The 19,945-nt window shown below is 68.0% G+C and carries 19 protein-coding genes and 4 pseudogenes; 12 read left to right on the top strand and 11 right to left on the bottom strand.

What is annotated here, in order from left to right; translation table 11 throughout:
• The first annotated feature begins 338 nt into the window (after positions 1-338).
• The 10 genes and pseudogenes from K9S39_RS10055 to K9S39_RS10100 form a co-directional block, all read left to right on the top strand.
• Positions 339-1,658, top strand: a complete 1,320-nt coding sequence (locus K9S39_RS10055; protein ID WP_248863015.1) for a lysine N(6)-hydroxylase/L-ornithine N(5)-oxygenase family protein — start codon at positions 339-341, stop codon at positions 1,656-1,658.
• Positions 1,655-2,764 carry an NAD(P)/FAD-dependent oxidoreductase gene (locus K9S39_RS10060; protein ID WP_319949549.1) on the top strand — a complete coding sequence of 370 codons (1,110 nt, stop codon included), beginning with the start codon at positions 1,655-1,657 and terminating at the stop codon, positions 2,762-2,764. Before K9S39_RS10055 ends, K9S39_RS10060 begins: the two co-directional genes overlap by 4 nt.
• On the top strand, positions 2,761-5,040 hold the full coding sequence (locus K9S39_RS10065; protein ID WP_248863016.1) for a class I tRNA ligase family protein: 2,280 nt from the start codon (positions 2,761-2,763) through the stop codon (positions 5,038-5,040). Before K9S39_RS10060 ends, K9S39_RS10065 begins: the two co-directional genes overlap by 4 nt.
• Positions 5,037-8,360: a non-ribosomal peptide synthetase gene (locus K9S39_RS10070; protein ID WP_248863017.1), complete on the top strand. Its 3,324-nt coding sequence runs from the start codon at positions 5,037-5,039 to the stop codon at positions 8,358-8,360. The genes K9S39_RS10065 and K9S39_RS10070 overlap by 4 nt, the downstream gene beginning before the upstream one ends.
• The gene (locus K9S39_RS10075; RefSeq protein WP_248863018.1) at positions 8,357-9,886 is read left to right on the top strand and encodes an AMP-binding protein; all 1,530 of its coding nucleotides are present in this window, start codon (positions 8,357-8,359) and stop codon (positions 9,884-9,886) included. The genes K9S39_RS10070 and K9S39_RS10075 overlap by 4 nt, the downstream gene beginning before the upstream one ends.
• Positions 9,876-10,139, top strand: coding sequence for an acyl carrier protein (locus tag K9S39_RS10080; RefSeq protein WP_248863019.1), 264 nt, complete (start codon positions 9,876-9,878; stop codon positions 10,137-10,139). The genes K9S39_RS10075 and K9S39_RS10080 overlap by 11 nt, the downstream gene beginning before the upstream one ends.
• A gap of 2 nt (positions 10,140-10,141) precedes the next feature.
• Complete coding sequence (locus K9S39_RS10085; protein ID WP_248863020.1) at positions 10,142-10,756, top strand: GNAT family N-acetyltransferase; 615 nt, start codon at positions 10,142-10,144, stop codon at positions 10,754-10,756.
• Positions 10,753-11,799: a C45 family autoproteolytic acyltransferase/hydolase gene (locus tag K9S39_RS10090; RefSeq protein WP_248863021.1), complete on the top strand. Its 1,047-nt coding sequence runs from the start codon at positions 10,753-10,755 to the stop codon at positions 11,797-11,799. Before K9S39_RS10085 ends, K9S39_RS10090 begins: the two co-directional genes overlap by 4 nt.
• Positions 11,800-11,911: 112 nt before the next feature.
• Positions 11,912-12,577 (top strand): 4'-phosphopantetheinyl transferase family protein, encoded by a 666-nt coding sequence (locus K9S39_RS10095; RefSeq protein ID WP_248863022.1) that lies wholly within the window; start codon positions 11,912-11,914, stop codon positions 12,575-12,577.
• 124 nt (positions 12,578-12,701) lie between these two features.
• Positions 12,702-13,253: pseudogene (locus K9S39_RS10100) on the top strand (leucine zipper domain-containing protein); the annotation flags it as partial.
• A gap of 29 nt (positions 13,254-13,282) precedes the next feature.
• Here the strand turns inward: K9S39_RS10100 and K9S39_RS10105 are convergent.
• Positions 13,283-14,174 (bottom strand): annotated as a pseudogene (locus tag K9S39_RS10105) (integrase core domain-containing protein).
• Between K9S39_RS10105 and K9S39_RS10110 the strand changes: the two are divergent.
• The gene (locus K9S39_RS10110; RefSeq protein WP_248869233.1) at positions 14,091-14,345 is read left to right on the top strand and encodes a hypothetical protein; all 255 of its coding nucleotides are present in this window, start codon (positions 14,091-14,093) and stop codon (positions 14,343-14,345) included. The pseudogene K9S39_RS10105 and the gene K9S39_RS10110 sit on opposite strands and share 84 nt — an antisense overlap.
• Here K9S39_RS10110 and K9S39_RS10115 read toward each other — a convergent pair.
• The 5 genes and pseudogenes from K9S39_RS10115 to K9S39_RS10135 form a co-directional block, all read right to left on the bottom strand.
• Positions 14,314-14,604: pseudogene (locus tag K9S39_RS10115) on the bottom strand (IS3 family transposase); the annotation flags it as partial. The gene K9S39_RS10110 and the pseudogene K9S39_RS10115 overlap by 32 nt on opposite strands.
• Before the next feature lie 7 nt (positions 14,605-14,611).
• Positions 14,612-14,785 (bottom strand): annotated as a pseudogene (locus K9S39_RS10120) (IS30 family transposase); the annotation flags it as partial.
• Between the two features lie 31 nt (positions 14,786-14,816).
• Positions 14,817-15,542: an IS3 family transposase gene (locus K9S39_RS10125; RefSeq protein ID WP_248863023.1), complete on the bottom strand. Its 726-nt coding sequence runs from the start codon at positions 15,540-15,542 to the stop codon at positions 14,817-14,819.
• Complete coding sequence (locus K9S39_RS10130) at positions 15,464-15,709, bottom strand: hypothetical protein (protein ID WP_248863024.1); 246 nt, start codon at positions 15,707-15,709, stop codon at positions 15,464-15,466. Before K9S39_RS10130 ends, K9S39_RS10125 begins: the two co-directional genes overlap by 79 nt.
• The gene (locus tag K9S39_RS10135; RefSeq protein WP_248863025.1) at positions 15,706-16,005 is read right to left on the bottom strand and encodes a transposase; all 300 of its coding nucleotides are present in this window, start codon (positions 16,003-16,005) and stop codon (positions 15,706-15,708) included. The genes K9S39_RS10130 and K9S39_RS10135 overlap by 4 nt, the downstream gene beginning before the upstream one ends.
• Positions 16,006-17,109: 1,104 nt before the next feature.
• On the opposite strand from K9S39_RS10135, the gene K9S39_RS10140 reads away from it, so the two are divergent.
• A complete protein-coding gene (locus K9S39_RS10140) occupies positions 17,110-17,265 on the top strand; it encodes a hypothetical protein (protein WP_248863026.1) in 156 nt (51 codons plus the stop codon).
• 189 nt (positions 17,266-17,454) lie between these two features.
• Here the strand turns inward: K9S39_RS10140 and K9S39_RS10145 are convergent, their stop codons facing one another.
• The 5 genes from K9S39_RS10145 to K9S39_RS10165 form a co-directional block, all read right to left on the bottom strand.
• Positions 17,455-17,724 carry a hypothetical protein gene (locus K9S39_RS10145; RefSeq protein ID WP_248863027.1) on the bottom strand — a complete coding sequence of 90 codons (270 nt, stop codon included), beginning with the start codon at positions 17,722-17,724 and terminating at the stop codon, positions 17,455-17,457.
• Between the two features lie 10 nt (positions 17,725-17,734).
• On the bottom strand, positions 17,735-18,241 hold the full coding sequence (locus tag K9S39_RS10150; protein WP_248863028.1) for a LysM peptidoglycan-binding domain-containing protein: 507 nt from the start codon (positions 18,239-18,241) through the stop codon (positions 17,735-17,737).
• Positions 18,242-18,472: 231 nt separating this feature from the next.
• The gene (locus tag K9S39_RS10155; RefSeq protein ID WP_248863029.1) at positions 18,473-19,063 is read right to left on the bottom strand and encodes a C40 family peptidase; all 591 of its coding nucleotides are present in this window, start codon (positions 19,061-19,063) and stop codon (positions 18,473-18,475) included.
• A gap of 64 nt (positions 19,064-19,127) precedes the next feature.
• A complete protein-coding gene (locus tag K9S39_RS10160; RefSeq protein ID WP_248863030.1) occupies positions 19,128-19,391 on the bottom strand; it encodes a hypothetical protein in 264 nt (87 codons plus the stop codon).
• Positions 19,391-19,870: a hypothetical protein gene (locus K9S39_RS10165; protein WP_248863031.1), complete on the bottom strand. Its 480-nt coding sequence runs from the start codon at positions 19,868-19,870 to the stop codon at positions 19,391-19,393. The genes K9S39_RS10160 and K9S39_RS10165 overlap by 1 nt, the downstream gene beginning before the upstream one ends.
• Between the last annotated feature and the right edge of the window lie 75 nt (positions 19,871-19,945).

A 19,945-nucleotide genomic window follows, 5' to 3' on the forward strand; every position in this document is an offset into this window, starting at 1 on the left:
CCGCTGGCCGGCAGCCGGCTCTTCCTGCACCTGGGCGGCGGCCCGGTCCGGCCGTCGTGGCTGTCGGGTCCTTCCTCGCCGCAGTCTGCGGCCTGGCCGCTGTACGCAGGCCCAGGCCACCGCAGCCGCCCGGCGGACCTCCGTCCAGGCCAGGGCGCCGACCGCCGGATCACCGGCCTGCCCCTTACGACACCCCGCACCGCCGGCCACCTCATCCCACACGTCCACGCAAACAGGCATGCCTTTTCGCCGATCGATCCATCACTGTTCCGCACCCTCTATCCGGTACGTCCCGAGCCGGCGCGCCGCCGGCACCCGTCCGAAGGAGAGATCCGACCATGGGGCACGAGAAAGCCACGCCTGACTCCGCGCACTACCGCTGCGTGGGAGTCGGCGTGGGACCTGCCAACCTGAGCCTGGCGTCACTGCTGCACAGCCGACCGGAAGTGCGCAACCTCTTCATCGACCGCAAGGAGTCCTTCGGCTGGCACGACAGCCAGCAGATCCCCGGCACGACCCTCCAAGTCTCCATGTTCAAGGACTTGGTCTCGCTCTCCGACCCCAAGTCCCCGTTCTCCTTCCTGGCCTATCTGCACGACCAGGGGCGGGTGTACCACTTCCTTAACGCCCAGTTCGACGACGTGCCGCGCCTGGAGTTCCGCAACTACTTGGCCTGGGCAAGTCGACGTAACGAGAACATAGTTTTCGGCGAGGTGGTCGAAGAGGTCGGCTTCGACGGCGTCTTCACCGTCCGCACCGACCGTCGCACCGTCACCGCCGACAATATTGTTGTCGGCGTGGGCAACCAGCCCTGGGTGCCGGTGCAGGGCCGCAGGCACCTCGGCGCCACCCAGTTCCACGTCAACGACTTCATGACCTCGGCCCGGAACCTGGGCGGCAAGCGGGTCGTGGTGGTCGGCGGCGGCCAGTCCGGCGCCGAGGCATTCTCGGACCTGATCTCCCGCTCCGGCGCCGAACTGCCGCGGCGCGTGTCATGGATATCGCGGCGCCGCAACTACTTCCCCATCGACGACTCGCCGTTCACCAACGACTACTTCATGCCGGACCACTCCGACTACTTCTACAGCCTGGGAGCCGAGGCCCGCGCCGCGTTCAACGCTCAGCACATCCTCACCAGTGACGGCATCTCCGAGTCCACGCTGCGCGACGTCTACCAGCGCATCTACGTCCACCGCTTCGTGGAGGGCAACCCCGACCTGGTCGGGCTGCACCCCAACCGCGAGGTCGTCGGCGTCGAGGCCGGCGCGGCAGGCGACTGGGGCATCACCGTCCGGCACAACGACAAGCCCGACGCCCTGGAGCACTTCGAGGCGGACGTCGTCGTGTGGGCCACCGGCTTCAGGCCCGCTGCCATGGACTTCCTTGCCCCGATCGCCCACCGCCTGGAGCGCCACGGCGACGAACTGCGCATCGACGAGGACTACGCGGTGTGCTGGGACGGCCCGGCCGATCGCAGCATCTTCGTGCAGAACGCCGCTCGCGGACAGCGCGGTCTCGCCGACCCCAACCTCAGCCTCAACGCCTGGCGCAGCCAGCGCATCGCCGACCGGTTGTGCGGCGTGCGCAGTGACGAGCAACTGGCGTCCTTCATCGAATGGTCGACCAAGACCGGCACCAACGTCCCGTGGGGGGCATGATGACGACGCGGCGCACCGACTACGCGGTGATCGGCGCTGGAGTGCTCGGCTGCCTGATCGCCCGGGAGATTCTCACTCGCGACCCGCACGCCTCCGTGGCCCTGTTGGAGCGGGACGCCGTCGCCAGCGGCGCCACCCGTCGCTCGGCCGGCCTGCACTTCCCGCGCGGTTCCTCTCCACGCGTGCGCCGCATGGCCTCGCACAGCCAGCAGTGGTACGCGGCCCTCAAGGCCGCCCGCCCCGAACTGCCCGTGCACAGCCTGCGGATGACCGTCGTCGCCCCCACCGCGGAGGAAGCACAGCTGCGCCGCACCTACCTGCCCGAGGCGAAGCTACGGCCCGCAACCGAACTGCCCGCGACCATCGGCCCGCTACCCGCGGGCATGAGCGCCTGGGAGGGCGACGGCTGCCAGTACGCGGACGTCCACGCCCTCACCCAGGTCCTGGCCCGCGAACTGCGCCCGACCGCCGAGTTCCGCGAAGGAGTCCAGGTCACCGGCGTGACCCCCACCGCGGACGGGGTGCACCTGGACCTTGGCACCGGCGATGCCCTCACCGCCGGGCACGTGGTTCTCGCCCCCGGCCCGTGGCTCGCGGCCCCGGCCTGGAAGGACCTCGTCGCCCCGCTCGGTGCCCGGGTGAAGAAGGTCGTGGCCCTGCACATCGAAATACCGCCGGCTGCCGACGAGCGGGCCATCATCTTCCAGGACGAGGACGCCTTCCTTCTGCCCTATCACGAGCGCGGCCACTGGCTGTTCAGCTACACCTGCCAGGAGTGGGACGTCGACCCCGACACCGTCCCCGCGAGCCTGTCGCCCACCGGCCGTGGCGAGGCCCTCGCCACCCTGCGTCAGTACGCCCCCCACCTGGTCAAGCACTGCACCTCCGGGCGCGTCTTCTGTGACGCGTACGGGCCCGACGCCGAGCCGCTGGTCCGCGCACTTACGGAGGACGGGCGCGTGGTCTTCGCAGGCGCCGCCAATGGCTCCGGCTACCGGCTCGCCCCGGCCATCACGGCCGAAGCCGCCGACCTGCTCCCGCTCCCGCCCGAGCGAAACCTTCCGTCCCAGCGAACCCTCCCGTCCCAGCGAAAGGACGCGGCGTGATCATCAACACGTACGACGACAACGCCCTCTCCGAGGCGTTCGGCATCGACATGAGCAGCATCGAGGGCCTTGGCACGGGCGCCGGCTGGGGACGCGTCGCCCCCGGCCGGGCCTCCGACAGCCATCAGCACGACGAGACCGAGGTCTTCGTGATCGTGGCCGGCCGCGGCGAGTTCATCGTCGACGGGCAGCGCCACCCGGCGGCCCCCGGCACCGTGGCGCTCTTCGAGCCCTTCGAGTCCCACGTCCTGGAGAACACCGGCGATCAGGACCTCGTCTTCCTCACCCAGTACTGGCGTGACGCCTCACGGGCCCTGGTCTCCGCGCAGAACACCGAGCGCAAGAACTTCGGCGAGCGGCCGGTCTTTGTCTTCTCCACCCCGCCTACCCCCAACGGCGATCTGCACCTGGGTCATCTCTCCGGGCCGTACCTCGGCGCCGATGTCTTCGTCCGCCACCAGCGGATGAACGGCACCAACGCCTGGCACCTGACCGGCAGCGACGACTACCAGAGCTATGTGCCCGCCGCCGCCCGCGCCGAGGGTCGCGAATCCGCCGAGACCGCGGCCCACTACAGCGCCGAGATCGCCGCGACGCTCGCGCTGATGGACATCACCCCTGACCAATACACCGTCACCAACAACGACCCCGCCTACCGCGGCGGCCTGCAGGACTTCTTCTCCCGTGTCGTCTCCTCCGGCACCGTCAAGGTCACCGAGGCCGCCGCGCTCTTCGACGCGGAGAGCGGCCAGTACCTCTACGAGGTCGACGTCAAGGGCGGCTGCCCTGGCTGCAGTTCGGGCACCAGCGGCAACATCTGCGAGGAGTGCGGCGAGCCCAACACCGTCACAGATCTCGCCGAGCCCGTCTCCACCCGCTCGGCCACGGCCCCGCGCCGCGCCCGAGTGGCCCGCTGGACGCTGCCCCTGCACACCTTCCGCGACGACATTGCCGCCCACCACCAGCTCGGCCGAGTGCCGGCGCGGCTGCGAGAGCTCGCCGACCGGCTCTTCAGCCGCCCGAGCCTGGACATCCCGATCACTCACCCCTCTTCCTGGGGCGTCCCCCCGGCCGAGAAGGACGTGGACGGCCAGGTCATCTGGGTGTGGCCGGAGATGTCGTACGGCTTCCTGCACGGCATCCAGACCCTCGGCGCCCGGCTGGGCGAGAAATGGAAGGCAGCCGAGCCCGGCCAGGACTGGAAGATCGTCCATTTCTTTGGCTACGACAACAGCTTCTACCACTCAGTGCTCTACCCGGCCCTGTACCGGCTGGCGTTCCCAGGATGGGCACCCGACATTGACTACCACGTCAACGAGTTCTACCTGCTGGAAGGCAGCAAGTTCTCCACCAGCCGGCGCCACGCCATCTGGGGCAAGGAGATCCTCGGCCCCGACTCCGTCGACGCCGTCCGCTACTTCCTCGCCGCCACCCGCCCTGAGGGGACACGTACCAACTTCCAGCGGGCGGCTTATGAATCGGCCCTGACCGACACCCTCATCGGCACCTGGCAGACTTGGCTCAACGACCTCGGCTCCCGGATCGCCAAGCGCTACGGCGGCACGGCCCCGGACGCCGGCAACTGGACACCCGAACACTCCGCCTTCCTCGGGCGGCTTGGCTCCCGCTTGGCCGCGGTCACCGGCGCCCTGGGCTCCGACGGCTTCTCCCTCAACCAGGCTGCCGTCGAACTCGACGGTATTGTCAACGACACCCTGCGCTTCTCCCGTCAGGAGGCGCTCCTCGCCGAGACCGCCGGTTGGGAGAACGAGGCCCGCACCGCCATCACCCTGGAACTGGCCGCGGCCCGCCTCCTCGCCCACTCCGCCGCCCCCATCATGCCGCGCTTCGCCGCGCGCCTGGCCGAGACGCTCGGCATGCCCGAGCCGTCTACCTGGCCGCGCACCGTCGAACTCGTCGCCCCTGGCAGCGAGATCCACCTCGCGGACGCTGTCTTCTTCCTGCCGATGCAGCTCCCAGTGGCGCCCAGCCCTGCACCCGTCGGCCCGCAGCTCGTGCCGTGGCTGAGCACCCTCGTACGGACCCTGCTCCAGCTCCCCGAGGACGAGGTGGTCTGCGACCGCAGCCTCAGCCAGCTGAACACCAGCTCCCTGCAGGCCGTCACCCTCCAGTACCAGATTCTCGAAGCCCTCGACGTGGACGTCAGCGTTGAGGAACTCCTCGGCAGCCAGGACATCAACGCCCTCGCCACGATCATCGATGAACGCGCCGAGCCCGCAGCCCTGGCCGCGCTCGCCGAGGCGGACGCCCGATGAGCTACCGCGACGTATTGCGCGAGATAGAAAGCCGCGGCCTGTCCGTCTCCCTCTCCGGCAACGACCTGCGGCTCCAGGGCGGCCGCGAGCGCATGGACCCGCAGTTCATCGCCCGCATCAAGAGCGTGAAGGAGGAGCTGATCGCCCACCTCGCCGAGGAGGAGCGACACGGTCCGGGCTTCCCGCTCACCACGCTTCAGCGCGCCTATCTGCTCGGGCGCAGCGGCATCTTCGAGATCGGCGACGTGGCCAGCCACGTCTATCACGAGATCGAGGGCGTGTGGGATGTCGACCGCCTGGAGTCCGCGCTGGAAGCGGTTGTGGACGCGCACAGCGCGCTGCGCTCCCGCTTCGTCGGCGACGACCGCCAGATCACCGAGTTCCGTCAGTATCGGCCCCGCATCCCCTGCCTGGACTTGCGTGGAGAGAGCCCCGAGGAACAACGCCGCATCCGCCGCGAACTGCGCGAGCAACGCTCCCACCGGGTGCTCGCCGCCGACCAGGTGCCGCTGATCGCCGTAGAAGTGACCATCCTCGCCGATGACCGCATGGTGCTCCACGTCAGCCACGACGGGCTGGTCATGGACGGCATCAGCATGTTCCTGTTCTTCCACGCCTGGTGGCAGTGCTACCGCGACGGCATCGACGAGGGCGCGCCCCAAGAGCTGCCGTATGCGGAGTATGTCGCGGCGCTGGAAGTCGGTCGAGACCGGGCCCCCGCCCGCCGCTCGCGCGAGTACTGGCTCGCACGGATCGACGAACTCGCGCCGCATCCGGACCTGCCGCTGCGCACCAGCCCGTCCGCGCTGACCACTACCCGCTTCTCCCAGCGCGAGGTGCGCGTGGGCGAGCAGGAGTGGACCACGCTCAAGGAGCGGGCCGCCTATGCAGGGCTCACCCCCTCGGCGCTGCTGCTCGCCGCCTACGCCGAGACACTGGCAACCTGGGGCGCCGACTCACGGTTCACCATCAACACCACGGTCGCCAACCGCCCGCCCATCCACCCTCGCGTCTTCCAGGCCATCGGCAATTTCTCCGACACCATGCTCGTCGAGGCCGAGGTCGACCGGACCCGCACTTTCGAGGAGCGGGCCCGTGCCTTGCAGGCTCGGCTGCGGCGCGACCTCGACCACCGGCACTTCTCCGGCGGTGACGTCATGCAAGAACTGGCTCGCCGCCGCGGCGGCGTGGCCGGCGCCCGGATGCCGTTCACGTTCAACAGCGCGATCGGTCATATGGGCGGAGAGGTCGACGGCTCCGCGCTGGAACTGTTCGGGCCGGAGGTGTACACCGTCAGCCAGACCCCCCAGGTGTGGCTCAACGCCTTCGCGATGGAGCAGCACGGCGGGCTCGTCGTCCAGCTGGACGGCATCGACGAGCTGTTCCCCGAGGGGATGCTCGACGATCTCGCCCACGGATACCGCACACTCCTCGACACGCTCGGCGACGAGGCCGCCTGGCAGCGCACCACGTTCGACCTGTTGCCCGAGGCCCAGCGCGAGCGGCGCCGCGAGGCCAATGACACCGCCGTGCCCCTGCCCGAGACCATGCTCGGCGACGCGTTCACCGCTCAGGCCGAGCGCGTCCCGGACGCGCCCGCCATCATCACCTCCGGACGGCAGATCAGCTACGGTGAACTGCTACGCCGTGCCGCCGCAGCGGCATGCTGGCTGCGTGCGGGGAATGTCGGCCGCAACGAGCTGGTCGGTCTGGTGATGAGCCGTGGCCCCGAGCAGATCGTCGCCATCCTCGCCACTGTGCTGGCCGGTGCCGCCTATCTGCCCGTCGACGCAGCACTGCCCGCCGAACGGCAGAACTACATGCTGCGCGACGGCCGGGTGCGCCGTGTGCTCACCAATACCGGATGGCAGGACACCAGCGGCGAACGACAGGTGCTGCACCTGGACGTCGCCGGGGCCGCCGACGGGACGCCGGACCTTCCGGCCCTGCTGCCCGGTTCCCATCCCGACGACCTCGCCTATGTGCTCTACACCTCCGGCACCACGGGTGAGCCCAAGGGCGTCATGGTCAGTCACCGCAACGTCGCCAACGTCGTAGCCGACTGCCAGCGGCGGTTCGGCATCACGCCCGCGGACCGGTACTTCGCCATCAGCGCGTTCAACTTCGACCTGTCGGTGTGGGACGTCTTCGGCGCGCTGTCGGCCGGGGCGGCCCTGGTGATGCCCGACCGGGACCGGGCCGTCGACCCCGCCCACTGGCTGGAGCTCTGTGAGAGCGCCGGGGTGACCGTGTGGAACTCGGTGCCCGCCATCGTCTCCCTCCTGCACGACCAGGCCGTCGCCGACGGCACCGTGCCGCCCGCACTGCGCCTGGTGATGATGAGCGGCGACCGCATCCCGCCGGCCCTGCCCTCCGCGCTGCGCCAGATGAAGCCCACCGTGGATGTCGTCTCGCTCGGCGGGCCGACCGAGACGACGATCTGGAACATCCTGCACCCCGTCGGCCCCGATGAGGACGGCAGCGAGTCCATCCCATACGGTCGTCCGAACGCCAATAACCGCGCCTATGTGCTCGACCGGGATGGACTGGACTGTCCCGACTGGGTGACCGGCGAGATCTGCGCGGCGGGTACCGGCCTGGCCCGCGGCTACTGGGGCGACGAGGCGCGCACCGCCGAGCGGTTCTTCCACGACGGCCGTCGTGGGGAACGCCTGTACCGCACCGGTGATCTGGGTCGCTATCTACCCGACGGCAACATCGCGATTCTCGGCCGCAGCGACTTCCAGATTAAGGTCAACGGCTACCGCATCGAGGCCGGCGAGGTCGAGACGCGGCTGGTCGCCATCGACACCGTGGCCAAGGCCGTCGTCGCCGGTCGCCCCGGTGCCCAGGGCGACCGCCTGGTGGCCCACCTGGTGCCGGTCGGCGAGCAGCGGCCCAGCGTGGCCGAATTGCGCGACGCCCTACGCCGCGACCTGCCCGACTACATGATCCCCACAGCCGTGATCTGGCACGACGAACTACCGCTGACCAAGAACGGCAAGGTCGACCGGGGTAGGCTCGCCGACGTCCCGGTCAAGGAAACGGCGCCCGCCGCCGACGCCCCGGTCAGCGGCGGCGAACCCGAGACGGACACCGAGAAGGCCCTCGTCGAGATCTGGTCGCAGGTGCTGCGCGGCACACAGGTCGGCGTCCACGACAGCCTGGGCGCCCTCGGCGGCGACTCCATTGCCGCGGCCCGCATCCTCACCGCCGTCCGCAAGCGGTTCGGCGTTGCCATCCCGCTCGACATGTTCGCCGAAATGGACACCATCCGGGCCATGGCCATTGCCCTTACCACCCGAGAGGAGGCTCAGTGACCGACCATTCGACGATCAATCACATCGTCTCCATCGCACCGATCGCCGGACGCATCTCCTTCGCCCGGCTCGACGGTACGCAGAGCATCGGCCTGCCGGAGCTGTACGAGATGGCCGGCCGCCTGGCACGGCGGCTGCGGGAACGCGGTATCGGACCGGGTGACCGGATCGGCATCCTGGCCGCCAACAGCCTGGAGTGGGTGCTGCTCGACCTTGCCGCACTGCGACTGAAGGCCGAAACCGCGGGCTTTGAACCCGGCAAGTTCGACCCCGACGACCAGCTCACCACGTGCTACCACGTCAAGCTGCTGTTCACCGATCGGCCTACGAACGCCCCCGGGACCGTGCCGATCGGCGAGGTCCGTGCCCTCGCCGAGGGGCCGGACGGCGCGGACGCCGAGCCGCTGCCCCCTGTCACCTGGGCGCCGCGCGACGTGACGACCATCAAGTTCACCTCGGGCAGCACCGGTACCCCCAAGGGCCTGGGCGCGACCGTCGGCAGCATCGACAGCTCGCTGGCCGCGGTGCAGGAGATCTTCGAACACAAGCCCGGGGATGACCTGTTCGTCTTCCTGCCGCTGTCGCTGCTCCAGCAGCGCTACTGGATCTACTCCGCGCTCGCCCACGGCCACGACGTCACCATCAGCACCTATGAGGCGGCATTCGCGGCGCTGCGCCGCGTCGAGCCCACCGTCGTCATGGGCGTACCCGCCTTCTACGAGACGGCCAAGCGGCAGATCGAGGCACGGTTGCGCCGCGCGGACGGCACGGAGACCCTCCAGCAGGTCGCCCGCCGGATGTTCGGCGACCGCATCCGCTACCTATGGACCGGATCCGCCCCCGCCGCTTCGGCGATGCTGCGCTTCTTTACCGAGGCCGGGCTGCCCATCTACGAGGGCTACGGGCTCAACGAGACCTGCATCGTCACCAAGAACCACCCCGGTGCCAGCCGCGAGGGCAGCGTCGGCAAGGTTCTGCGCGGCAAGAAGGTGCTGCTGGACGAGGACGGCGTCATCAGCGTCCACAGCGACCACCCCGTCGGGTACGGCTACGCATACGCCGCCCCAGGCGACTCCGAGCGGGTCTTCGGCCGCGATGGCTCCGTACGCACCGGCGACCTTGGGTACGTCGATGAGGACGGTTTCCTCTTCATCCGGGGCCGGGCCGACGATGTCATCGTCCTGGACAACGGCAAGAAGGTTGTCATCCGGCCGATCGAGGAGAGCATGCGCAGCAGCCCGGCCGTCGCTGAGTGCGTCCTGTTCTGCCCCACGCAGACCGACCTGGTGGCCGTCGTCTCCCCGGCCACGGTGCCCGCCGACCGGGATGGCATCGCTGCCCAACTCTCCCTGACCAACGCATCGTTGGCCAAGGATGAACGGATCAGCAGGGTCGTCGTAGCCGAGACCCCGTTCAGCATCGAAGGCGGCCTGCTCACCTCCCAGTACAAGCCCAAGCGCAAGCAGATCCTCGACGCCTACCGGGCCGAGATCCACGACAGTAAGGAAGGTATCCATGCGGCCTGACATCGAAGGCGCGGCCAGGGACGCTCTCTCTGCGGTGCTCAACCCGTCCGTCGCCCCCGACGACATCGACCTCGATGCAGACATGGCCGGCACCTACGGCCTGACCTCCCTCAACAAGGTCCTCTTCCTGACCGAGGTGTGCGAGGCGACCGACACCGACCTGGCCAACTTCACCGAGCACGACCTCGCCGAGATGCGCACCCTGCGCAGCGTCGCCGAGTCCCTGACCCGACACACGAACAAGGTGGCCTGACCATGACCTGGGCACAGAACGCGGCAGCGGTCCTGGAGAACGAGCACGTCCTTCTGCGACCGGTCACCGAGGCCGACCGCGAGGGCGTACGGGCCGTGGCCATGGACCCCGACATCTGGCGCTACTTCGTCTCCGCCGTCGAGACCGACACCGATTTCGAGAAGTTCTTCGACGCCTGCCTCGCCGACCAGGCGGCCGGCCGCCGCGTCGTCTACGTCATCACCGACAAGGCGAGCGGTCGTATCGCGGGCAGCATGAGCTACGGCAACATGGCCGAGGTCGACGCCCGCCTGGAGATCGGCTGGTCCTGGCTCGGCCGTGATTTCCGGGGCCAGGGCATCAACCGCTGGGCCAAGTACCTGCTGCTGGAGCACGCCTTCGAGAAGCTCGGCGCCGAGCGCGTCGAGTTCAAGACTGACATCCTCAACACCCAGGCCCGCCGTGGTCTGCGCAACATCGGGGCCGTCGAGGAAGGCACCCTGCGCAGTTTCAACTACATGCCCGGCGGTCGCCGCCGCGACGCGATCTTCTACAGCGTGTTGCGCGCCGAATGGCCACGCGTGCAGCAGGAGCTCGCCACCAAGCCGAAGGTCTCCCAGCTGGACGCCGTCGGATGACCGCAGGCGGGGGCATCCCCTTCATCCGTGCGTCCGGCGATCCCTTCGCCGTCGGACGCGCTCATGGCGAGGCCCTCGCCGGTCCGCTGCGCACGTTCCTCGACGACTCGCTCTGCCGCCTGAACAAGGTCATGCCGGAGCCGGTCACCCGGGACGGGCTGCTGCCGTCGATCGCCGCCTACCGGGCGGCGGTCGCGGCGGCCCTGCCGGACCAGGCGGAGGAGGTGGCGGGCCTCGCGTCCGGCGCCGCGATCACCCAGGACGAGGCATGGCTGCTCCAGCTGCGCCGGGAGATCATGGGCTACCACAAGGTACCGACCGCGGGCGACTGCACGACGTACGCCCGCACCGCCCACAGCGCTCCGGTGCTTGCGCAAACTATCGACCTCAACGGCGACCTGGATCACTACATCAGCGTCCTGGAGATCGCCCGCAGTGACTGGCCACGCCGCTCGGTCGTGCTCAGCTTCGGCGGTCTGCTCGGCTATCTGGGCCTCAATAGCGACGGCCTCGCGGTCGGTCTCAACCTGGTCCTGGGCGGCGACTGGCGCCCCGGAGTGCCGCCCTATCTCGCCATTCGCCACCTCTTGGACACGGCACGGGACGTCACAGAGGCATTGGAGATCCTGCGCACCCTGCCCCTCGCCAGCTCCCGCACGCTCGTGCTGTGCGACCGGGAACGCGCCGTGTGCGTGGAGATCCTCGGGGACAAGCTCAGGACCATCGAGGACGCGGAGGTCGCGCACACGAACCACTTCCTGCACCCCGATTTCGTACCGGGCGACGAGATCAACGTCTTCGCCCGCAACTCGTCGGTCCGCAGGCTGAAGGCGGCCACGGCCGGACTCGACGAACTGCCCCCTGAAGCCGGCCCGGAGGAGCATTTCACGCTGTTGTCACAGTCCCCGATCTGCGTACCGAACCGGGGAGACATCCGCGCCGAACGCACCGTCGCCGCCGTCGTGCTGCTACCGGACCGCGGCGAGCTGCACGTACGCCCCGGCGACCCGTCACTGTCGCGGACGCAGGTTTTCCGCCTGTAACACCAACGGCCGGTGGGCTTTTGGAGCGCACCGGCGCTTTGAGGCTTTCGGGGTCCGGGGCAGATCGCCGGGCAGCGGTGGAAAGTTCGGCTTGAAGAAAGGGATCTGTCACGTGCAGACATGGCTGGTGAACCTGGACGCGAAGGAGCCGACCTGGGCACGCGATGGCGCCCTGACGGAGGAGGAGCGGCGGCGCGGCGCCGAGTTCGCGGACACGCTCCTGGCACGTCGCTTCCTGCGTTCCCGGCTGACCGTGCGCCATCTGCTGGGGGAACGGCTGTCCGTTCCCCCAGCGGAGCTGCACATCGCGTACCATCCTGGCGGCAAACCCTATCTACCGGACCATGCGGGGCTGCAGATCAGCTGGTCGCGTTCGGAAAGCCTGCTGCTGCTCGGCGCATCGAGCAGTGGGCCCATCGGCGTGGACATCGAGAGGCAGCGGCCGGTGCCGACACCTCTGGACGTGCTCGCCACCGTTTACCCCGCCCTTCCGGCCGCCGTCGGCCCTGAGTCATTCCTCCCCGCGTGGACGCTTCTGGAGGCGGCGGTCAAGGCGACGGGCCGCGGTCTGTCCCGCGGCGCACGAGACGTCGATCTCGTATTTGACGTCATGGGGGCAGTCGCCCTGCGCGGAATCCGCGGCCGAGGTTTGGGCGCCTGGTCCGGCCGTACGGGTGTGCTCCCCGCGCAGGGCGGCACACCTGCGGCTGTCGTAGCCGTCGTGGTCCAGGGCGAGATGGTGGGGTCCTGCTTGTCCTCGGTCAAGGTGCGGCCCTAGATGTTCTGTCCGGGGAGGTTGTGGACAGGTGATGCAGCTCTCGGGTGAGGGATCTTGAAATGGGTGAGGGCCTTCTGGCTCGGTGTGGATTGCGACATCTCCACCGAGCACCAAGAAGGCCCTCATGCCCCACCGTAATGCACCCCTGACCGAGACCGGCCGCCTGCGTCTGGCCCGCTGCATCGTCGATGACGGCTGGCCCCTGCGCCGGGCCGCCGAACGCTTCCAGGTCTCACCGACCACGGCCCAGCGATGGGCCACCCGCTACCGCGAGCTCGGCGAGGCCGGGATGAGCGACCGCTCCAGCCGCCCGCACCACAGTCCACGCCGCACCCCCACCCGCACCGAGCGCCGCATCATCAAGGTCCGCGTCCTGCGCCGCTGGGGACCGGCCCGCATCGCACACCTGCGGCACCTGGTGCCCTCGACCGTGCACCGGGTGCTGACCCGCTTTGGCCTGGCCCGCCTCACCCACCTGGACCGGGCGACAGGACGGTCCGTACGCCGCTACGAACGCGCCAGGCCCGGCGAGTTGATCCACGTCGACATCAAGAAGCTCGGCAACATCCCCAACGGCGGCGGCCACAAGACACTGGGCCGAGCCACAGGCCGCAAAAACCGCGCGAACGCCGGCTACAGCTACATCCACACCGCCGTCGACGACCACTCCCGCCTCTGTAGGTGCCGATAATTCATCCGCCCAGCTCAAGCTGCATGTCGATACTCGCGAAGGGTTCCGCCGAGCCGGTCTCGTCGGCGGATCTTCAGGCGTCTGATCTGTCCTGGCTCGGTGATCGGTTCGGGTAGCGGACGGAGCGGAGCTGCTTGATTCAGGGCCCGGTGCGGCCGGTGCCCGTTGTAGTACAACTCGAACTCGCGCAGAGCATGGAGCAGATGGCGCTGGTCCCAGATGAGGGTGCGGTCCAGCAGTTCGTGTCGGCAGGTCTGTATCCAGCGCTCCATGATGGAGTTCATCCGCGGCATCTGGATGCCGGTGGTGACGACCTCCAGCCCGGCATCGGTCAGCACAGCATCGAAGGTGCCGTGAACGTGGAGTCTCGGTCGCGTATCAAGAACCTGGCCTTGCTGTCTGCGTCCTCCAAGTCCATGACGAGGTTGCGTCCGAGCTGCACCATCCAGTCCGCGCTGCGGTGTGCGGTGGCACCGAGGATCCGGATACGTTTCGTGGCGTGCTCGATGGCCGCGAAGACGTACAGGCGCGCCCCGGTCAGGGTGCGGGCCTCGAAGAGATCGCACGCAAGCAGCGCCTGGGCCTGGCTGCGCAGGAAGTCGGCCCAGGTCGTGCTCTGGCGTTCCGGCGCGGGCGGGATGCCGTGCTCGCGGAGGATCTCCCAGACCATAAGGCGGCGACCATGATGCCCAGCGCCGCGAGCTCGCCGTGGATTCGACGATAGCCCCACGAGGAATTCTCGTGAGCCAGGCGTAGGACCAGTGCGCGGATCGAGCGGACGGTGGGCGGGCGCCCACGTCGCTTCGGCACGCAGGTCGCGGCGTGGCGCCGCTTGAGCAGGTTGCGGTGCCACCGCATGATCGTGTCCGGGCGTACCAACAGCAGGAGCTGGCGCAGCTTCCCCATCGGGAGGTGGTGGAGCAGGCCGGCGAGGACAGCGCGGTCGGGGTCCGTGAACGTGGGTTTGCCGACCTGACGTTGCAGTACGAGCAGTTGGTGCCGCAGGGCAAGAAGGGACTGCTGCATGATTTGGTGACAGCGGGGTTTATGCAGCCAGGGCTGCGGGTGGGGTCATGATGGTCTCGTACTCGATAGGGGTCAATCGGGCCAGGCGTCTTTGGCGTCGGCGCCGGTGGTAGATGCGTTCGGTCCAGGTCACAATCGCGATCCGCAACTCCTGCCGGGTGGCCCAGGTGCGGCGGTCGAGGACGTTCTTCTGCAACAGTGCGAAGAAGCTCTCCATGGCCGCGTTGTCGCCCGCCGCCCCGACCCTGCCCATCGAGCCGGCCATGCCGTGCCGGGCGAGAGCGGACACGAACTTCCGTGACCGGAACTGCCCAGGTTCAACCGGTCGTCGCAACACCGGCCTGTTGGATCAACAGTAGCTGTTCGTTGAGGGCCTCTGCGGGTGTCTTCCAGTCGAGTGTCTTTCGGGGCCTGGAGTTCAGGGTGGTGGCGACGGCATCGATCTCGTCCACGTTCCAGCGGGACAGGTCCGTGCCCTTCGGGAAGTACTGAAGTTCCCCCGCGATCTTGGACACTCGATCCTTACGCTGCGAGGACGTGACCTTGCTCGTGCCGCTGCCGTGTCTCCAGGGGAGTGAGGTAGCCCCACTCGGGGTGCTTGCGCAGTCGGCGGCGGTTATAGAAGGTCTCGATGAAGGAGAAGATTTCCGCGCGGGCGGTGGCCCGGTCGGGCCAGAAACGGGTTCCGATCTCCTCTTTCAGCACGGCGAAGAAACTCTCGGCCGCGGCGTTATCGTAACAGGAACCCGTTCTTCCCATGCTCTGCCTCAGATTCAACTGGCGTATCTCACGGCACAGTTCATCTGAGGTGTATTCGCTGCCGCGGTCCGAATGTGCGATGCATCCGGGCTTCAGGCGGCCGCGTCCGGCGGCCATCTTGAGTGCATCGACCACGAGCGTGGCCCGGTGGTGGTCGGCCATCGAGTAGCCGACGACCTCGCGGGTGGCCAGATCAAGCCACGAAGCGAGATAGAGCCAGCCCTCGCCGGTGGCGATGTACGTGATGTCGCCGACAAGCTTCGTGCCGGGCGCGTGCGCGGTGAAGTCGCGGCCGATCAGGTCCGCAGCGGGCACAGCCCTCTTTGCCTGCCTCGTGAGGCCGCAGCGCCTGCGGCGGGTGTGGCCGGCAATGCCCCGCTCACGCATGACCCGTTCAATGCGCTTACGGTTCACCCGCTTGCCCAGGCGCCGCAGTTCGGCGTGGATGCGCGGGGCACCGTAGGTGCCTTTCGAGGCGATGTGGAGCATGGTGATCTCGTGAGCGAGGCGTCGTCGGCGGCTTCCCGGGCCGCGCGGGCCTTGGCCGCGGCCTGCCAGGCGTAGAAGGAGGAGCGGGCCACCTTCAGCAGCTGGCACAGGAAAGCGACCGGGTGGGTGGTCTTCTCCGCCTCGATGAACGCGTACACCTCGTTCACCGATCGCTCTCCTTCGCGAAGAAGACCGTCGCTTTTCGCAGGACCTCGATCGTCCGGGCCTGCTCGGCGGCGAGCTTGCGCAGCCGCTTGAGCTCTTCACGCTCCTCGCTGGTCAGCTCGCCGGCCTGGCCCTGACCCCGGTCGATCCTGGCCTGCCGGTACCAGCCGCGCAGCGACTCCGGGCTGACCCCCAGCTCCCGGGCGACCTCGGTCACCGTCTTCCCGGACGAGTCGACGAGCGCGATCGCGTCCCGCTTGAACTCCGCCGTATACCGCTTCTTGTAGTTACTTCCCACCTGGCACTGCTTTCCCTGGGCTCACTCGTCCCAGTGTCCAGGTGCCCAGCTCACCGGGGGAACTTCAGTACGAGATATGGAATCAAGACACGCGTGACGTGCTGATGACGTGCTCGCTCCAGACCCACATCTGGTGGATGCCTGCAAGGACAGTGGCGCCGGAGGCCCGAGGTCGCGACCATCGAGCCGACGGCGGCTATCGTGGGCGATGGCCTCGGTCAGCCGGTGCATCACGTGCGGACCGGGGAGTTGGTCGGCTACCTCACCCCCGAGAAGTTCTTCCCGATTGACCAAGTGGAGAAGCGTTGAATAACGAGCTGGCATGCCTGGATGCCCGGCACAGTGGATGTGCCGGGGAGGTGCTGTACCGCGAGAGCCTGAGCGGCACCGGTACCGCGATCCCCAGGTGCGACCAGCACCAGGCCCTCGCGGAGGCACGCGCCGAGAATGGCCGTCGAATCCAACCCGGCTGAGCAGCTCGTAAGCCTCTCGATGAACTCATCGAGATCCTTCGGGACGCCCCTAAGACTGGAGGAGGGCCGAAGTGGGATGAGCGGAACGCCCTCGACATCAGCAATAGCTACCGCAAGAACATCATTCAGAAGGGTCCCCGATTCGGAGACGTTGCGCTTTAAACGCAGAAAGGCGCCCTCCCCGGCCATACGGCCGGGGAGAGCGCTGAATGGTGCTGGGCATGCCGCTGAAGCGCCCCGATTCGTTCGGGGCGAGGTCCGCCGTTCGGCCTACTTTGAGCATCGCGCGGCAGTACCGCTCTATCCGGACGCCGGACTGCGGTGAGGACTGGCCCCATGGGCCCGGCACACCCCTGGTCGCCCTCGGGACCGGGCTCAACAGCACCAGGCCCCCTAGATGGCATACACCAGGTGGTATCTGCCGCACGCCGATGGATCATGGAGGTACGGCTTCTCTCCAGCCACCCGCGGCCTGAGATGGGGTTCCGCCCAAGCTCACGGGACGGACGAGAGCAACAGGCACGCAGCATGGCTCGGAGCGTCCTCCGTGACGTCCCGGCAAGGAACGCCTGGACGTCACGGCAGACCGAAGCCTGATTCACCACCGAAACAGCCCAAAGGAAGGAACACCGTGACACGTATCAGACTGGCCGCCGGAGCCCTTGCCGCCGCAGCGCTGCTGACAATCTTCGGCGGAGGCGTCGCCAACGCCGCACCCTCAGACAACTACGGCGTTGGCCACTGCAGGGCGGAGGGGATGTTCGGAGACTGCTACGGCGTCTCGTGATCTGCCCGGCAGGCACGTAGCCAAGCCGCTTGTGGTCGTCTTCACTTACCAGTCTTGGCAGGTGAAGACGGCCGCACCGGGGCGGGAACGACCCGGCGAGGGCCATGAGCATCTGCTGACGCTCCGCCACCGCTGAAACATCAAACGCGACTGGCGGACGGCACGCCTCTCCAGCATGGATTCAATAATTCATTCATTCGCTATGGCGTTCTGATCCTCTTCGATCTCGGCAAGCCGCATGTGGATCTTGGCAAGCTCGTCATTGGGGGAGGAGACATGCAGAGCATCGTGGGTCTTGCGGTCCTCGACGCGCTGGGCGACTTCTCCGGCACCCAGGAGGGCGCCGGCGACGGCGGCCAGGCCGTACCAGTCAATGCCCGGCCAGCGGGCGACAAGCATGGGCAGTAGCGCTCCAATGGCCGCCACGATGCGGACTGAGTGGGTGCGGAGGAAGGTCAAAGGCGATTCCTTACTTGCTGGTGGGCTTAGCGCTCGGCACGTCAGGGGTGGGCTCGGTCTGCGGTTCGTGGGCCGGCGGCACGCTGTCCGTCTCGGAGCGCTCGGCTCCGGTCGCCGAGTCCAGCCTCGGCATCTCCACGGGCTTCTCGACGGGCTTGGGTTCAGGCTTCGGCTTCAGCTTGTCGACCTTGCCGGAGACCTCGTTGAGCTTGCTTTTGACCTCGCGCAGCTCCCGCTCGATGCGGGCCAGACGGTCATCCTGAACGGCCGACCGAACCGGAGTCGCAGCCGGGCGCGTGGCAGGACGGGAGTGCTCACGGGGCTTCGGCTCCTTTCGCGCCACTGAGGCCGTGACCGAGGGCGTCACAGCAGCGTGCTTTCCGGGTCGGACCTTGATTCGCTGGCCTGGATGGATCAGGTTCGGGTTCGCGGCCAGCGCCGGGTTCCAACTGAGGAGTTGGGACAGGGTGGCCCCGGAGCGTTCGGCAATGGTCGACAGGGAGTCGCCGTTGCCCACGGTGTACGTGGTGCCGCTGATCGGGGGGGGCCGAAGGGTTCGGCGGCGCCGGCTTCTCCGGAGGCGTGGTCGGCTTCACTGGACTCGTGGGGGGCGCAGGCTTCGCCGGAATGTTGATCTCCTGGTCTGGGTGGATCAGGTTCGGGTCCTTGATCTGTGGGTTGGCCGCCAGGATGGATGCCAGGGACACGCCGAGCACAGCGGCGATGGCGCCGAGGGTCTGTCCCTTCTTCACCTTGTACTTGCCCGTGGACGGTGCCGTGCCCCCCCCGAACCGGTGGTCGGCCCCGAGGCCTCGGCCTTGTAGGTGAACCCGGCCCGGCCCTTCAGAGCCGGGTCTGCGGTGACGATGCCTTCGGAGTACGCGGGCAGACCGTAGCCATGGACGTAGGTGTCGCGGCGGCGCCGCTTCCTGGCCATCACGCCGTTGCCGTTTGCATCGTTCGTGGTCGAGGTGTTGCCTTCGACCGTGTAGATCCACGTCTCGTCGTAGCCGACACAGAGACCGGTGTGCGTGCTGCCGGTCGTGCCGTAGATAACCTGCGCACCGACCGCCGGATAGGCGGACCAACGTCCCTTGTTCCTGAACCACTGCATTGCGGACCATACCGAGGCAGTACGTGGAAACAGGCTGGAGACCCCAGCCTTCAGCGCAACCCACGAGGTGAATGTGGCGCACCACGGCTGGTAATTCGACCACTCAAGGCCGGGCACCTGACCGCTGTATTTCTGGTGGCCACTCGGCCGCTCTCCGGGCGCACGCTGCGCTCGGTATCCGACCTCCCTGGATGCCACGGAAATAACCTTGGATGCTTGACTCAAGCTGCCTCCTTCAGGCATGAAAAAGGCCCGGCGCTCAATAGCCGGGCATCGGTAAGCGTTTGGGTCAGATTCGGTGGGAGGTCACTCGCTCGGGATCCAGCGCCATCAGAAGCTGGACTAGGCGCTGATTCTCCGTCTCGATTCGAGTCAGCCGCGCCTTGATCTCTTCCATGTCGGCCTGGAGCCGGTCAGCGCGGGTGCGCTGGGCTTCGGCCTCTTCGCGCCAGACCTTCGAGGTCTGTGTCTGCCACGCCGCCTTCACCAGAACAAGAGCCGCCACGACCGAGGCGGCCGTGCCGGCGTAGCTGAAGATGTCGTTGGGCGTCATCAGGCTGCCTTGGTTGTCTCATGGGTGTCGCTCAGGGGCTGTGGGGGCTGAGTCGCGTCTCGGCCGGGGACCGTGATCAGGTACAGGCCGGCCAACGGTGTCCTGGTGTTGAGCAGCAGGCTCCCGGAGACGCCTGCCTTGGAAGTGTCGGCTGTGACGAGGCTGATGCCCACCCGACCGAAGGTGGCTTTGCGCGCTTCGCGGGGTGTAACTCCTTCGGGCCAGCGGAAGCTGGAGAAGTCCTTGGCGACCACAACGGCCGCGAACACCGAGGTGTACTTCTCTGACGGCATCAACGGGATTTCACTCACATCCCGGAATTCCCGCCCAGCCGATATGGGAGTGACGCTCGTGTTCGCCAAGTCGCCATACCGGTACAGCAAGTTGATCACCACACCTTGTTTGGCTCGCTCACCCAGGTCCCATATCAAGCTGTCCTCGGTGCCCAGGTAGGGGATGACGGCGGCGGAGAAGTACACGCCGTCCTCGGAGGTGTAGGTCTGCGGCAGCCTGGTTAAGCTCGACGGCTACCTCCACGAACGCACCGACGGCGC

It is taken from the genome of Streptomyces halobius (genome assembly GCF_023277745.1).
Taxonomy (GTDB): Bacteria; Actinomycetota; Actinomycetes; order Streptomycetales; family Streptomycetaceae; genus Streptomyces; species Streptomyces halobius.